Origin of the sequence: Empedobacter stercoris (genome assembly GCF_025244765.1) — a bacterium.
Classification (GTDB): domain Bacteria; phylum Bacteroidota; class Bacteroidia; order Flavobacteriales; family Weeksellaceae; genus Empedobacter; species Empedobacter stercoris.
Window position 1 is genome coordinate 870,502 of sequence record NZ_CP104209.1, and the last position, 15,864, is coordinate 886,365.

Genomic DNA, 15,864 nt, shown 5'->3' on the forward strand with positions numbered 1-15,864 from the left:
TTAAAAAAATGAAAGTTATTCCACTATTTGAAGGAGTTTATCATGTAGATGAAAATAAGGAATTTCAATTTAAAAGTCAAGATATAATCGAGGGCAAACCAGAAAGTGGTTATTATTTAAACGTTCGTCCTTTTTTGGTTCAGGTTGCAGACGATAATATTTTGATTGATACAGGTTTTGGAGGAGAAATAGATTGCGAACCTATTGTACTTAGGAAGTTGCGCGAACATCATATTGAGCCCAATCAAATTACAAAAGTATTGATTTCACACCTGCATAAAGACCATGCAAATGGATTAGGAAATTGGGTTGGTGAACAATTTGTATGTAATTTTCCGAATGCTCTTATTTACATTCAACAACGTGAATATGATTACGCAATTTCTCAAACAAATAATTCGTATAATTACGAACGTTTAGAAAAACTAAAATCATTCAAGAACATTATTTGGATGAATGAAAATCAAGGTCAAATATCAAATCAAGTTGAATTTGAACTCACAGGTGGACATGTTCCTTTTCAACAAGTTTTCTGGATTAAAGAAAATGATGAAACTGTTTTTTATGGAGCTGATAATTTACCTCAATTAAATTATCTTAGATATCATGCAGCTTTCAAAAATGATATTGATGGTATAAAAGCAATGGAAGATCGTTTGCGTTGGGAAGTTGAAGCTAAGAAAAAACATTGGACGATTCTTTTCTATCATGGAAAACGGACAGCTACAAATAAATTTTAATAAAAAAGTCAGGTAAGTTACCTGACTTTATTAACTTATAGTTTTTCCTCACTATATTCTCCAATTAATGCATAATAGCCAAATAAAGCCATTCCAAAAACTATAATTGGAGTCAAAACAAAGAGTATAATAATTCCAAAAACCAAATCATCTTGAGAACCTGATGTTAATTTTGGAATTCCAAATTCCATAATACAAAAGTATGCCACAACGAGTGATAACGCGATCCATACAATTCCTAATATTTTTTTAAGTATTTCCATTTTGTATTTTTTTTTAATTCACATTTCTATCTTTGTTACTAATATAAATTGCTCCAATTATAAAACATACTGCAGCAATACCAATAGGATACCAAAGTCCTTCTAAATAAAATTGAGGATCACCATTGTTCTTTGCATTTGTAACTAAATACGTAGAAACTGCGGGTAATAAACCACCAAATATTCCATTTCCGACATGATAAGGCAACGACATTGATGTATAACGAATTTTGACTGGAAACATTTCTACTAAAAATGCTGCTATAGGTCCATATACCATTGTAATAAAAACGATTTGTATCCAAATTAAACCAATTAATTTCCATTTATTACCGCTTGTAATATGCGCTGTTCTTTTTACAATTTCACTTACTTTACCATCTACAATCTTCGCTTGTCCATTTTCTAAATGACGTATAGTCACTTGTTTATAGGTTGTACCATCTGTAAACGACTGATTAAGAGTATAAATAGAATCCGTAACTTCGCCATTCACTTTCATTTCTGCTTCGTGTTTTGTATCTGCTACTATTTCTTGTTTATTTTCTAAATTAGAAGTTTGATACATTGATTCGTAAATTGGACGATACGAAAAGACAGCTAAAATCATCCCTATTAACATCACCCATTTTCGACCTACCTTATCACTTAACCAACCAAATACAACAAAAAAAGGAGTTCCAAATAACAATGCTATTCCTAACAATGAATCAACTTGATTTGAATCTACATTCATAACAGTTTTCATATAGCTCATCGAATAAAATTGTCCCGTATACCAAACAACACCTTGTCCCATTACCGCACCAAAAAGAGCTAATAGTACGAATTTCATATTATAGCGGTTACCAAATGATTCTTTCAAAGGATTTTTAGATGTCGTTCCTTCATCTTTTGCCTTTTTAAAAGCAGGAGACTCGTCCATATTTTTTCGGATTATATAAGAAACATATACCATAAAAATAGATAAGGCAAATGGCACCCTCCATCCCCATAAATCAAACTGTTCTTCAGAAAGAACTGATTTAGTTAATAAAATAACCAATAACGATACAAACAAACCAATTGTAGCAGTTGTTTGTATCCAAGAAGTCCAATAACCTCTTTGTCCATCTGGAGCATGTTCGGCTACATATGTCGCAGCACCACCATACTCACCACCTAAAGCCAAACCTTGTAATAAACGTAATATTAAAACCAATAATGGTGCAAGAAAACCTATTGTTTCATAAGAAGGTATACAACCAATCAAGAAAGTAGCACCTCCCATCAAAATTAGAGTTGCCATAAAGGTATATTTTCGACCAATTATATCTCCTAATCTACCAAAAAATAAGGCTCCAAATGGACGAACTACAAAACCAGCTGCAAATGTTGCAAGAGTAGAAAGAAAGGCTGCGGTAGGATTTTCTGCAGGGAAAAATTTTGTGGAAATAACAACTGCAAGACTTCCAAAAATAAAGAAATCATACCATTCGATCAAAGTTCCCATAGAGGAAGCTCCAATCACTTTCCAGATTGTTTTTTTACTTGTTGTTTCACTCATAAATTTTGTTTTTTTTGTGTTAATTATAGTTATAGTGTTATTTTATAATAATATCATTGCTTGTAGTGTGATCATATCATCCATATGTTTTGGTTGATCGAAAGATTTTTGGTATTCAACTGATATTTTTGCATTCTGCCCATCGATGTACCAATTGCCTCCAATTTTAAATTCATTTGCAGGTTTTACTAACCCTTTAAAATCTCGATATGAATACCCTACATAAGGTTGAATTCTATTGCGAAATTTCCCCTCTCCTTCTTTAATATTTTTAGGTAAAAGATAACCAACATGACCAGAGAATTGACTACCATCACCTACAACATTCCCCTGAACATAAGCATCTCCCATATCAGAATATTGATATTTTGTATAAGCAGTAATAGAAGAAGATTGTCCAATTGGCGCATCATAAAAAGCATCAACTGCAAGATGTGTAACATTTTCTCCTATCAAATTATCATGCTCTTTTTTTACAATTGCATTACTTTGATTAAAAAATCCTGCTCCAATATTAAACACTTTTTTTGTTCCTAAATAAGTTCCTACACGATAAGGTAATGCATTCGATTCTTGATCAAGAAATTGATAATCAAAATAACCTGAAACAGCATATTTCCCTTCACCAAGTAAAGCTTTACCTAAGTATTTTTCTTGTCCATTCTCTAAAATTGAATTCGAATTTCCATCCAACGTATTTGTAATTGCATCGCTTAATGCTAAACGGTAATTTAATTTTCCTACACGTCCTTTTGCAAAAACCCCTAAATGATTTGAAAATTGATCTGACAAACCAAGTGTAGCCCAATCTGCGCGATTATTATCTAACATTAACATATTAATAGATCCTTGAGCATTACCTCGAGAAATCCCTCCAAAATTATGTACTCCTGCCCCTAACGCTAAGTTATTTGTGACTTTATATTGTAAAAACATTTCGTGTAAAAAAAATGAAACATCAGAACTCTTTCCAACTGGAGAAAGATTATTGTCGTAAATTCCATTTGCACCAAAATGAGTTAAGATCATAAAACGATCATTAATTTGTGAATAAGCCAAGACACGAGCTCTTTTAATCGAAAATCCATCATTCGCATGTTTTCCTTCGTAATCCTGAAACCAAGTTTGTCCCCATAAAATAAAGCGAACATATTTGTTTCCTTCTGGATTCAGTTTAACCACTAAACCTCCATCATACTCCGAAGCATATTGCGCTTTTGTATGCGATAATCCAATGGTTAATAAAATGCTAATGGCCAAAATATTTTTCTTCATGATATAATAATTAGGTGTTAATTTTACAATAGTTATGATTAAATATTTTCAAAACACAAAACCTTAACTTTATCTAAAATAATATGTTGAAAAATAAAAATATCATATTTTTCAAAAAAATGAATGATTTTATTAATAGTGTAATTAAGACACTATTATTTTTTAGAAATCCTTAAAAAAAAATGATAAAAAAGTTTAAATTAATAATTAACGAGCTTCATTTTCTTAAATTTTTTCAAAAAAGACGATAAAAATTTAAATGATTTTTATTTAATCAAGAAGCAAATAATTTCATTTTTATTAAAATCGAATCAAAAATTTATAAATTCTATCTAATTGCTACTATTATAATCAATTTGTAAATATTCAAATTCTCTACTTATATTTATAAAAAAACGAATGTTTATAAATCGATACCCTCAACGCATTGTTTGCTTAACAGAAGAAGGAACCGAAATTTTGTATACTATTAACGAACAACATCGTTTGGTGGGTATTAGCGGCTTTACTTATCGACCACCACAAGCACGAAAAGAAAAACCAAAAGTTTCAACTTTTTTAGATGCAAAATTTGAAGAAATTATTGAACTTAAGCCTGATTTAGTTATTGGATATTCAGATTTACAAGCAGATATTGCTGCTGAATTAATTCGAAGAGGAATTAATGTTTTAATTTTTAACCACCGAACAGTTGAAGAAATTTTAAATATGATTCTTCAATTTACTTCATTAATTGGTTGTCAAGACAAAGGAATAAAATTAGTTGAATCGTATGAAAAACGAATCGAAACAATAAAAAAACAAGCTTCTCTTCTTCCCTATCAACCAACTGTTTTCTTCGAAGAATGGGACGAGCCAATTATTTCTGGAAGTGCTTGGGTAAATGATTTGATAGAAATTGCTGGTGGAAAATTAGCTTTTCCTGAACTTAAAAATAAAGCATTAGCAAAAGATCGAATTTTATTGGATAAACAAGTGATTGAACGAAATCCTGAAATTATTATTGGGTCTTGGTGTGGTAAGATGTTTAAACCCGAAAAAGTAGAACAACGAATAGGTTTCGAAAAAATAAAAGCTGTGCAGAATAATCATTTATATGAAATAAAATCTGAGTTGATTTTGCAACCTGGTCCTGCTGCTTTAACAGATGGTTTGGACGAAATTGTACAGATAATTAACAATTATAAATAAAAAAATTCTGCTAAAGGCGTGATTTTAATTATTGCATTACATTAGAAAATCATCAAAATAGGAAAATAGACATATCACCACGTAGCACTAATTTTTCACAGAACTATAACTAATAAAGATTTTCAAACTTTTATTTATCGAACTGAAAATCACCTCACTTATCTTTACCAACAATCTAATTAAAATAGAAAAAGTAGCCCGATAAAGACTACTTTTTTTTGACAATTTTTTATTTATACCAACTACTATACATCAAATAATTATTTGCAATACGTTCAATTTCGCCTTCTTTTAATTCTTTCGGGACATCTTTTACTTTTTTTGCAGGAATTCCAGCCCATAACTCACCTTCTTTAACATGTGTACCTTTGGTTAAAATAGCTCCCGCTGCTATCAACGAATTAGACTCTACAATACAATCATCCATCACAATTGCTCCCATTCCAATCAAAACATTGTCATGAATAGTACATCCATGCACGATTGCATTATGTCCAATCGAAACATTATTCCCTATAATCGTCGGAGATTTTTGATACGTGGCATGTATCGTAGCGTTATCTTGAATATTCACTTTATTACCCATTTTTATAAAATGAACATCTCCACGTACCACAGCAGAAAACCAAATTGAGCAATCATCGCCCATTTCTACCTCACCTACAACCACTGCGTTATCCGCTAAAAAGCAGTTTTTACCGAACTTTGGTGCATGTCCATTTAATTCTTTAATTATTGCCATAACAAAATCTATAATTCTTATGATAAAGATACATTTTTATAGTGTATTTTTGTACTATTATGAGAGTATACGAAGAAATTACACCAAATAATAATGTGATGAAGTTTGTTTGTGACGAGACTTTAACACAAGGTGGCGTTGAATTCGATAAAGAATCTACAGCTACCGAATCTCCTTTAGCGCAAGTTTTATTGACTATACCATTTATTCAAAAAATATTTATCACTGCAAATTTTGTCGCGATAGAAAAAATAGATGCAGTTGATTGGGCTGATGTTACAGAAGATTTGAAAGAAATTATCAATGAACATTTAGAAGAAAACGCAATTTTAATGCCGATGAAAAAGGCTCCCATTTCTATTTATGCAGAAATGACGCCAAATCCTGCGGCAATGAAATTTGTTTCAAATTCTATGTTAGCTCCAGAAATCATCGAAATAAAATCGAAAGAAAAAGCTGCTGGAGTTCCTTTAGCTGTTGCGATTTACAAAGAATATCCTTTTGTAGAGGAAGTATTTATTGTTGATAATTATGTTTCTTTAACGAAAAACGAATCAGAAGATTGGTCGCTTTGGGCAATGGATGTTCGCTCGTTTATCACAAACTATTTACAAGCTGGAGGTCCTGTTTTTGATGAATTTTATGAATTCACAACAGAAGTACCAGAGCATATTGTTGTAAAATCTGCTGAAGAATTTTCTTCTGTTGAACAACAAATCAAAGCTATTTTGGACGAATATGTTCAACCTGCTGTAGCAAATGACGGTGGTAATATCGAATTAATTGAGTTTGATGAAGAAACACGTACTGCTAAAATGTTGTTACAAGGCGCTTGTTCGGGCTGTCCTTCTTCTACAGCAACACTTAAAAATGGTATCGAAGGAATTTTAAAACAAATGATGCCTGACGTTGTGGATAACGTTGAAGCTGTAAACGGATAAAATTAAATATTTTTTAATCTGAAATCAATAAAGCCTTCTGATTAGAAGGCTTTATTGATTTTTCTAAAGTTTAATTAGAAAGCGCTTCATAATATTCTCTTTCTATTTGTTCTCTAAAATTTGGATGCGCAATTTCTACCATTGCTTTTACACGTTGTTTAATATTTTTTCCAAATAAATTTGCTACTCCATATTCTGTTACAACGTAGTTTACGTGAGCTCTTGTTGTTACTACTCCTGCTCCATGTTTCAGAAATGGAACAATTTTATTTGCTCCTTTAACTGTTGTTGATGTTAAGGCAATAATTGATTTCCCTCCTTTACTTAAAGAAGATCCATAAATAAAATCAACTTGCCCTCCTACACCAGAAAATATTTTTGTTCCGATTGAATCAGCACTTACTTGTCCAGTTACATCAACTTCGATAGCGGAATTAATCGAAACCATTCGGTTATTCTGGCTAATTTTGATTGGATCATTTGTAAAAGATGCATCACGCATTTCTATTGCTGGGTTATCATCAATAAAATCATATAACAATTGAGAACCATGTACCAAAGTTGATACAATTTTCCCTTTCAACAATTTTTTATGTTCACCTGTAATTACACCAGATTTTACTAAAGGAACAATTCCATCTGAAAATAACTCAGTATGAATTCCTAAACCTTTATGATTCTTCAAATTATTTAAAACTGCATTTGGAATAGAACCAATCCCTAATTGCAAACAACTTTTATCTTCAATCAATTCAGCAATATAACTTCCTATTCTGGCTTCTTCTGTCGTTATATTTCCGTTATCCAAAACATCTAATAATTGATGATGCTCTACTAAATGGGTGATTTTTGATATATGAATAATCCCATCACCAAATGTTCTTGGCATATGTTTATTCACTTGCGCAATAACCACACGAGATGTTTCTATGGCTGCTTTAATGTTCTCGACAGACGTTCCCAAAGAACAAAATCCGTGGGCATCAGGTTCAGAAATCTGAATCAGTACAACATCAATCGTAAGTTCCGTTTTAATCACTTTTGCCATTTCACTAAAAGAAATTGGCAAATAAGAACCATTCCCTTCTTTTATGGTGTGACGAACATTGGCTCCTAAAAAAAAAGAATTGACAAAAAAAGAATCTCTATAAGCAGGATTTGCATATTCTGCTGCACCTGTCGTATAAATATGACAAAACTCTACATCTCTCAATTCATGTGCCCTCTTCGATAATTCTGTCACCAAAATTGTTGGTGTAGCAGCTGCTGCATGAACGTAAACACGATCACCAGATTTTATTTCTTTCACTGCTTCTGTTGCAGAAGTATATTTCATAAGTAGATTTTTATTATAGTGCAAAAGTAAGCTCTTGTGAACTTTATAAAAAACGATTTTTTTCAGCAAAATCTAATCAAATTTTATACCTAATCATTTATTATTTAACAAAGCAGAAGGTTTATTGATTTATTCATCAAAAAAATCGATAGAACGACGATAATTATATAAAAATAAACGTCTGCGAGCTTCTAAATCATTAACTCGAATAGATGAGATATCATCAATCTGAAAATACAATGACCCCTCATCTGTTCCTTCAGAACCGATACATTTCAGCTCAAAATCATCTTCTGTTAAATTTCGGACAAAGCCTGAAAAACGACTATTGTTGTTAAATTGTAATCGCGAAACGTATTCTGTTTGATTACAAATTTCTCCTAAAATTTGATTCATCCAATTATCTTCGCTTGTTGCTGAAAATGTCACGGTATTTTCTTCATCCAAATCGGTATGATGCTCCTTCAAATAATTTAAACATTTACAATAATCATCGACATCAATTCGGCTAATTTTGAAATAAGGTTCGATTAAAATTCCATCTTTTTTACCGAACTTCGAAATATGTTGCATCGTAAAAAATTCATCATTAAAATCTAAAATATAACCTGCCCAAAAATTATCTCCTTCTGGATCATTGTATATGGCGATAATAGATTGATTTTCTTTCGAATTTTGTAAAATTTTATAAAAATTAGAGTTCATATTCTTTTGGTTAAAAACTGAAAATACGAATCTTTTGTACATAAAAAAAGGTTCTTGAGAATTCAAGAACCTTTTCATTATGATTAATTCGCCTTTCTTAAAATAACCGCCTCATAACTTAATGACTGCCAATCTCCTTTTTGCAACTGATCTAATTTTATTTTTTTATAGATATTTTCTTCACCCGCAACTGTCATCGTAAACTGCGTGCGATCTAAAATATTTTTTTCTGATAAAGAATAATTAATATCAAACTTCTTTTTTGTTGATTTTTCTACTATCGGTTTTAGATATTCGATTGCATTTTCTGGCGTTTTGAATTGTTCGTTAACAGGAAACTGAACTTCAAAATAACCTTCGTATGTAAAATCAGGTTCAGTAACAATCAAATTATAAGGATCTGCAAATAAAGCTGGACGTTGTTTTTGATATTCTTTTTCGTTTTTATATTGTCGCTTTTCTTCTTTATAAATTAACGGATACTTTTCTGCAAGAACTGCTAATTTATCTGCATCATAAGAATATGGAATTCCATCGTGAAAAGTGTTGTATAAAGCTGGATTCACTAACCATTGATCAACAATTTTTTTATCTTTCACCATGTAGATCATCAGCCCATTCTCTTGCGCTTGAAAAGTTGATGATTGATACCCGTATTCAAGAAGAGGTTTTGCTAACTGAATTGCAGCTGAATTTTCTAACATAAAGTTAAATTTCTCATAGGCTTTGGATTCATCATTCAAAGGAGCCATTCCATAAACTTTAGTGGAAGCATCTACATTTTGATCATTAATCATTGATGTTACTTGAGCTGTTGCAACATTAGAAAGTGCAATTGTAGCTGTAAGCAAAATTTGTTTTATCATTATTGTTTTTCTTTTAATTATAAAAATGAGTTTCAAATTTATTGATAAATTTCGATAGTTATCTTACCCGATTGCGTAATACTTCCGCGATACATGCCTGCGGTATTAAAAGGAAAACTTGCTTGACCATTTTTATCTAAAATAATCATACCTCCATCACCACCTAATTGACCAATTTTTTTGATGACCTCATCTCCTGCTTGTTTGGAAGAAAGTTTTTTATATTCCATTAATGCAGCCACATCATACGCTGCTACAGCTTTTATAAAATACTCGCCCCAACCTGTACTCGAAATACCAACTTCACTGTTTGCATAGGTTCCAGCACCAATAATTGGAGAATCTCCAACACGACCAAAACGTTTATTTGTCATACCTCCTGTTGAAGTTCCCGCAGCAATATGACCTTTTTGATCTAATGCAACTGCACCAACAGTTCCAAACTTTTCGTCAACAAAATTAAATGGTACATAAGCTTGTGTTTTGGCATCATGATCCAATTCCATTTTATCTTTATCTTTTTCGATTACTTTTTGCAAAGAATTCCAACGCTCTTCTGTTTTGAAATAACTTGGATCAACCAATTCTAAGCCTTGCTTTTGAGCAAATTCTTCTGCTCCTTTTCCAACCATCATCACATGTGCAGAATTTCGTAAAACTGTTTTAGCTGCTGTAATAGGATTTTTGATTGTCGTAACTCCAGCCACAGCACCAGCTTGCATTGTATGTCCAAGCATCAAAGAAGCATCCATTTCATTCTTGCCTTCATGTGTAAAAACCGCTCCTTTTCCTGCATTAAATAATGGCGAATCTTCCATCACTTTTATGGCTTCTATAACAGCTTCTTCACTTTCTCCTCCTTTTTTTATAACTTCAAAACCTTTCGTTAAAGATTCTGTTAATGCTTCTCGGTAAGCTTTTTCTTTTTCAGCTGTCATATATTTTTTCAGAATTGTTCCAGCTCCACCATGTATTACTAACACAACTTTGTCTTGTTTTGATTGTGCAGAAACAGAAATTGTCAAAACAGACAAGATTAAACCAACTATTTTTTTCATGTGTAAAATTTTATTCAATGCTTAAAAATAAAAAAGTTTACAGAAAATAACTATTTTTAGCATTGATTTTGATACATACAAAATATCAATAACCGTTATTAAAACAATAAGTCACCTATGAACTCACAAAAACATTATCTTTCTAATAATATTTTATTACAATTAGCATTTATTGCAGTTATACTTTTAGTTTTTGGGTTAATATCTAAAAATCTTTTGGCTTTTTTCCCTGGATTTCTTGGCGCTTTATGCTTGTATGTACTTCTTCTGAATCCTTTACAATGGTTGGTTAAAGTAAAAAAATGGAACAAATTAGTAAGTGTAATTTTACTAATGATTAGTAGTGCTATTTTAATTATTGGTCCATTGTATTTATTGATTCAAATGCTGACGAATAAAGTAATGGTTTTATTAAATGATACAGTTCAAATTAAAAAAGATGTCAATAAAATCATTGAAATGTTACAAACAAAATTTCATATTGATGTATTTAGCGCAACAAATATTGAAAAAATTACACAAGTCGGTGGAAAATTATTAGAAAAAACCCTGAATGCGTCTATGGATATGACAGTGCAATTGGGTGTTGCATTTCTTATTCTATACTTTATGTTAATGAATCATCAGAAACTTGAAAACTGGTTTTACTCAGCAATTCCTTTCAAAACAAGCAACCTTAAACGAATGAATACTGATTTAAAAGATTTGGTAATTTCTAACGCTATTGGAATGCCTTTGACAGCGTTTATACAAGCCGTAATTGCTTACATTGGATACTTAATATTTGGTGTAGACGATGCATTTACTTGGTTTGTTTTAACCATTTTTGCTGCAATGTTACCCGTCGTAGGTGCTGCATTAATCTACGTTCCTTTAGCTTTATTTTTACTTGCAAGTGGAGAAACAGGACACGCAATTGGATTATTGATTTACTGTTTTGTAGTGGTAGGACTTTCTGACAATTTGATTCGTTTAGTTTTACAAAAAAAGATGGCAGATGTTCATCCATTAATTACTATTTTTGGAGTAATCGTTGGTTTAAATCTTTTCGGATTTATCGGAATTATTTTCGGACCAATCTTATTTTCTGTATTCTTTTGGTTAGTAAAATTGTATCGATACGAATTTATTGATCCAAATCCCGAAGACAATTAATACAAAACCCAATAATAAATGAACTTAGAAAACTTTAAATTCTTTAAACCCTTAGAACCTCGTTGGAGTGATTTTGATCCAATTGGTCACGTAAATAATGTGTTTTATTTCGAGTATTTTCAAATTGGTCGCGCCTATTATATGCAGGCTTCAAGCAAAAAGTGGCAATGGACACGACATATGTTTGTGATTGCTCACATGGAAGCGAATTATCAAATAGAATTGCGTCCTAATGCTTTAGAACCACGTATTGGCGTTCGTGTATCGAAATTAGGAAACAAAAGTTTTGATTTCGAATATATCGTAACAAGTAAAAATGAAAACGGGGAAGATTTGATTCATTGTACCGGAAAAAGTACACAAGTAATGTACGATATGGAAGCAAAAAAATCAATGGAATTACCTGATTGGGTAAAAAATGATTTTAAAAATTACGAAGGTAATCTTTAAAAAAATCAATAAAATTTTAACAGTAGTTAATTCTTTTTGTTAGATAATGATTAGATTTAACTACTGTTTCTTTTTTAATTAATTGCGTTATGAAAAATTTATTTTTAATGCGTCATGCAAAAAGTAAATGGAACGAAAATGTGTCTGATCAATTCCGTTCTATTACTGACATTGGTGAATTGAAAACGAAAAAAATTGCGCACTATTTAAACGAAAATTTTGAACTAAACTTTGACCAAGTATTTTCGAGCAAAGCCGTTCGAGCTAAAGAAACTTCTCAATTGGTCAAACCAATTCTTTTTCCCTCGCAAATAATTCATATCGAAGATGATTTATATACATTTTCTCATTATTTATTAGATAAATGGATTAGAAATTTGGACAATCAATTGCAAAATGTTCTTATTTTTGGACATAATCCTGCGTTTACCGACATTACAAATCAATTAGGAAACGAAATGATTTACAATCTCCCAACATCTGGATTTGTATGGATACAATTCGATTCAGATAATTGGAAAACGATTGCAAAAGGTAAAACCATGAAAATAATTACACCTAAAGAAATTAAATGAAAAAATACATCAACCGAGAAATCAGCTGGCTTTCTTTCAATGCACGTGTGTTGCAAGAAGCTTCTGACGAAACTGTTCCATTGTTAGAACGAATTCGTTTTTTGGGAATTTATTCTAATAATTTAGACGAATTTTATTCTGTTCGCTATTCAACAATTTTGCGTTCAATACAGTTCAAAGACGTTGAAATTGTTTACCAAAATATTGTACCCGATCAAACCGATGAAGAATTGATTGACGAAATTAATGAAATTGTTCGTCAACAGCGTGTTCAGTACGATGATTTACACAATCAATTGTTCAAAGAATTAGAAAATCACAACATTTTTGTAATTGATGACACTTCTATTCCAGAAAATTATTTAGAATTTATTTCCGAATATTTTTATAACGAATTTATTCATACTGTTGGTGTATTTATTTTAGACGACATCAAAAAAGCACCGCCTTTGCGTGATGGATCGTTTTATTTAGCTGTCAAAATGCAATTAAAAGATAAAATTCAATATGCTCTTTTGATTGTGCCAACCCATTTATTTCCACGCTTTATCGTGCTTCCAAAGTTTGACGAAAATACGTATGTGATGTACTTGGAAGATATTATTCGTTATCATTTGAAAGATATTTTCAAGATGTTTGATTTCGAATCAATCGAAGCACATTCAATTAAAATTACGCGCGACAGTGAACTCGATTTTGATAATGACTTAGAACATAGTTTATTAGAAAAAGTAATCAACAGTTTAGAAAATCGTAAAAAAGGAGTTCCTGTTCGATTGGTGTACGATGCCGAAATTGCGCCAGATACACTAAAATTTTTCTTGAAAAAATTACGACTTGACGAATATGACAGTATCAATCCAGGAGGAAAATACCACAACAAACGCGATTTGATGAGTTTTCCAAGCTTTGATATTTCTGGTTTAACATATGATAAAATCAAACCAATTATTCAGAATAAACCATTTAGCTACAACAGTTATTTTCAGGCTTTTTCTGAAAACGAACAAATGATGATGGCACCATATCACGATTATTCGTTGCTATTAAAATTTTTGAGAGAAGCCGCAATTGATCCTAAAGTAACAAAAATTAAAATCACTATTTATCGTGTTGCCAAAGATTCGCAAGTGATGCATTCGTTGATAAACGCTGCAATGAATGGCAAAGAAGTTACTGCTGTTTTAGAACTTCGCGCACGTTTTGATGAATCAAACAACGCCATGTGGTCAAAGAAATTACAGGAAGCTGGTGTTAATGTTATTTTCGGAGTTCCTGGACTGAAAGTACATTCGAAAATTGGTTACATTGAGCGTAAGCCTGATAATGGTTTAGCTCATAAATATGTATTTATCAGCACAGGTAATTTTCATGCAGGAACAGCAAAGATTTATACGGATTACACATATTTCACAACAAATCCTGGAATCACGAAAGATGTAGAACAGATTTTTAAATTTTTCGGAGCAAACTATTTAAATTTAACCTACAATCATTTATTGGTTTCACCTTATGGAACGCGCAAAAAAATTGTAAAGATGATTAAGCGAGAAGTTAAAAATCATCAAGCTGGTTTACCTGCCGAAATCAATATGAAACTAAATAGTTTAAGCGATAAACAAATCATCGATTTATTATATAAAGCATCACAGAAAGGTGTGAAAGTACGTTTGGTTGTTCGTGGAATTAATTGTTTGATTCCAGGAGTTAAAAATCTATCCGAAAATATCGAATGTGTAAGTGTAATTGATAAATTTTTGGAACATCCACGAATTTATTGGTTCAAAAATGCAGGCGATGATAAAGTTTATATTTCTTCGGCTGATATGATGGAACGAAATTTAGATAACCGTGTCGAAGTGGCTTGTCCAATTTACGATCATAAATTCAAGAAAATAGTCATGGATACGTTTAACCTTAGCTTTGAAGATAATATAAAAGGCCGTAAAATTACAGCGGCATCATCGTTAGAATATAAACGAAATAATAAAAAACCAAATCGCTCTCAATACACAACCTACGAATATTTAAAAGAATTAAACGAACAAGAAAATGAAGATTAGAAAATTAGGCGCAATTGATATAGGTTCTAACGCTATGCGGTTGTTGATTAATTATGTTTATGAAGAAGAAGGTCGTGCACCTATTTTTAATAAAACGAGTATTGTCCGCATGCCAATTCGTTTGGGACATGACGTTTTTATTGATGGACAAATTTGCGAAAATAACGTGGAACGTATTTGTGATGCCATGTTATCGTATGCCTTAATGATGAAAGTTTATGATGTAGAAATATATAAAGCTTATGCAACTTCTGCTATGCGCGAAGCAAAAAATGGCAATGAAGTAGCTAAAAAAGTGATGAAAAAGTCTGGCATTAACATCGAAATTATTGATGGAAAAACAGAAGCAGAATTACTTTTTAATACCGAATTAGGTGCATTTATCAAAGATAAAAAAATCTATTTATATGTGGATGTTGGTGGTGGTAGTACTGAATTAACTTTATTAAAAGATAACAAGGTTTTTACATCAAAATCATTTGAAGTTGGTACTGTTCGTTTATTAGAAAACAAAGTTGCTCCAACTACTTTTGAAGAAATGAAAGAATGGATTCAAGAAAACATTGGACATGATGAAATAGAATTAATTGGTTCTGGAGGAAATATCAACCATGTGTACAAATATTCGGGAGTAAAATTGGGAATGCCATTAAGCAGTACTTATGTTAAAAAACATTACCAAACCCTACAAAGCATGACTGCTGAAGAACGAATGCAAAACTTTAATATGAAACCCGATCGTGCAGATGTTGTTGTATATGCTTTAGAAATATATAATAATGTGCTAAAATGGTCGCATGCAAAAAAAATACATGTTCCAAAAGTTGGACTTTCTGATGGAGTTATTCGAGAAATTTATAAAAATTTATAATAAAAACTTATTTAATTTTGGTCAGAACGAATTCTGACCTTTTTTATTTCTACAAAACTCTATTAAATGAGTTTATTATTCAGACTT

The 15,864-nt window shown here is 31.4% G+C and carries 16 protein-coding genes; 8 read left to right on the forward strand and 8 right to left on the reverse strand.

Translation table 11 applies throughout. The features are described 5' to 3' along the window. Positions 1-8 precede the first annotated feature (8 nt). On the forward strand, positions 9-740 hold the full coding sequence (locus NZD85_RS04050) for an MBL fold metallo-hydrolase (protein ID WP_260543558.1): 732 nt from the start codon (positions 9-11) through the stop codon (positions 738-740). Between the two features lie 35 nt (positions 741-775). On the opposite strand, the gene NZD85_RS04055 is transcribed toward NZD85_RS04050, so the two are convergent. From NZD85_RS04055 to NZD85_RS04065, 3 genes are read right to left on the reverse strand one after another with little or no spacing between them, the layout of a single operon-like run. Next, positions 776-1,003 carry a DUF6814 family protein gene (locus NZD85_RS04055; RefSeq protein WP_171622290.1) on the reverse strand — a complete coding sequence of 76 codons (228 nt, stop codon included), beginning with the start codon at positions 1,001-1,003 and terminating at the stop codon, positions 776-778. 13 nt (positions 1,004-1,016) lie between these two features. Then, on the reverse strand, positions 1,017-2,549 hold the full coding sequence (locus tag NZD85_RS04060) for an MFS transporter (protein WP_260543559.1): 1,533 nt from the start codon (positions 2,547-2,549) through the stop codon (positions 1,017-1,019). A gap of 42 nt (positions 2,550-2,591) precedes the next feature. Next, positions 2,592-3,824 carry a hypothetical protein gene (locus tag NZD85_RS04065; RefSeq protein ID WP_171622288.1) on the reverse strand — a complete coding sequence of 411 codons (1,233 nt, stop codon included), beginning with the start codon at positions 3,822-3,824 and terminating at the stop codon, positions 2,592-2,594. A gap of 399 nt (positions 3,825-4,223) precedes the next feature. On the opposite strand from NZD85_RS04065, the gene NZD85_RS04070 reads away from it, so the two are divergent. Beyond that, positions 4,224-5,015, forward strand: coding sequence for a cobalamin-binding protein (locus NZD85_RS04070; RefSeq protein ID WP_260543560.1), 792 nt, complete (start codon positions 4,224-4,226; stop codon positions 5,013-5,015). 229 nt (positions 5,016-5,244) lie between these two features. Here NZD85_RS04070 and NZD85_RS04075 read toward each other — a convergent pair whose 3' ends face one another. Next, positions 5,245-5,757 (reverse strand): gamma carbonic anhydrase family protein, encoded by a 513-nt coding sequence (locus tag NZD85_RS04075; RefSeq protein WP_260543561.1) that lies wholly within the window; start codon positions 5,755-5,757, stop codon positions 5,245-5,247. 56 nt (positions 5,758-5,813) lie between these two features. Here NZD85_RS04075 and NZD85_RS04080 point away from each other — a divergent pair, with 56 nt between their 5' ends. Then, entirely contained in the window at positions 5,814-6,698 is an 885-nt protein-coding gene (locus NZD85_RS04080) for a NifU family protein (RefSeq protein ID WP_396127092.1), read from the forward strand. 70 nt (positions 6,699-6,768) lie between these two features. On the opposite strand, the gene NZD85_RS04085 is transcribed toward NZD85_RS04080, so the two are convergent. From NZD85_RS04085 to NZD85_RS04100, 4 genes are all read right to left on the reverse strand, one after another. Then, positions 6,769-8,034, reverse strand: a complete 1,266-nt coding sequence (locus NZD85_RS04085; protein WP_171621631.1) for an acetyl-CoA hydrolase/transferase family protein — start codon at positions 8,032-8,034, stop codon at positions 6,769-6,771. Between the two features lie 129 nt (positions 8,035-8,163). Then, a complete protein-coding gene (locus NZD85_RS04090; protein ID WP_225532371.1) occupies positions 8,164-8,739 on the reverse strand; it encodes a hypothetical protein in 576 nt (191 codons plus the stop codon). Positions 8,740-8,822: 83 nt separating this feature from the next. Next, positions 8,823-9,605: a hypothetical protein gene (locus NZD85_RS04095; RefSeq protein ID WP_260543568.1), complete on the reverse strand. Its 783-nt coding sequence runs from the start codon at positions 9,603-9,605 to the stop codon at positions 8,823-8,825. A 38-nt stretch (positions 9,606-9,643) separates the two neighbouring features. Further along, positions 9,644-10,663 carry an isoaspartyl peptidase/L-asparaginase family protein gene (locus NZD85_RS04100; RefSeq protein WP_260543571.1) on the reverse strand — a complete coding sequence of 340 codons (1,020 nt, stop codon included), beginning with the start codon at positions 10,661-10,663 and terminating at the stop codon, positions 9,644-9,646. A gap of 117 nt (positions 10,664-10,780) precedes the next feature. Here NZD85_RS04100 and NZD85_RS04105 point away from each other — a divergent pair, with 117 nt between their 5' ends. The 5 genes from NZD85_RS04105 to NZD85_RS04125 all read left to right on the forward strand — a co-directional run bounded on the left by NZD85_RS04105 (position 10,781) and on the right by NZD85_RS04125 (position 15,777). Next, entirely contained in the window at positions 10,781-11,818 is a 1,038-nt protein-coding gene (locus NZD85_RS04105; RefSeq protein ID WP_260543575.1) for an AI-2E family transporter, read from the forward strand. 18 nt (positions 11,819-11,836) lie between these two features. Next, on the forward strand, positions 11,837-12,268 hold the full coding sequence (locus NZD85_RS04110) for an acyl-CoA thioesterase (RefSeq protein WP_260543577.1): 432 nt from the start codon (positions 11,837-11,839) through the stop codon (positions 12,266-12,268). Between the two features lie 89 nt (positions 12,269-12,357). Continuing rightward, positions 12,358-12,843 (forward strand): SixA phosphatase family protein, encoded by a 486-nt coding sequence (locus tag NZD85_RS04115; RefSeq protein WP_171621625.1) that lies wholly within the window; start codon positions 12,358-12,360, stop codon positions 12,841-12,843. Beyond that, the gene (ppk1, locus tag NZD85_RS04120; protein ID WP_260543583.1) at positions 12,840-14,906 is read left to right on the forward strand and encodes a polyphosphate kinase 1; all 2,067 of its coding nucleotides are present in this window, start codon (positions 12,840-12,842) and stop codon (positions 14,904-14,906) included. Before NZD85_RS04115 ends, ppk1 begins: the two co-directional genes overlap by 4 nt. Then, on the forward strand, positions 14,896-15,777 hold the full coding sequence (locus NZD85_RS04125) for a Ppx/GppA phosphatase family protein (protein WP_260543585.1): 882 nt from the start codon (positions 14,896-14,898) through the stop codon (positions 15,775-15,777). The genes ppk1 and NZD85_RS04125 overlap by 11 nt, the downstream gene beginning before the upstream one ends. Positions 15,778-15,864: the final 87 nt, after the last annotated feature.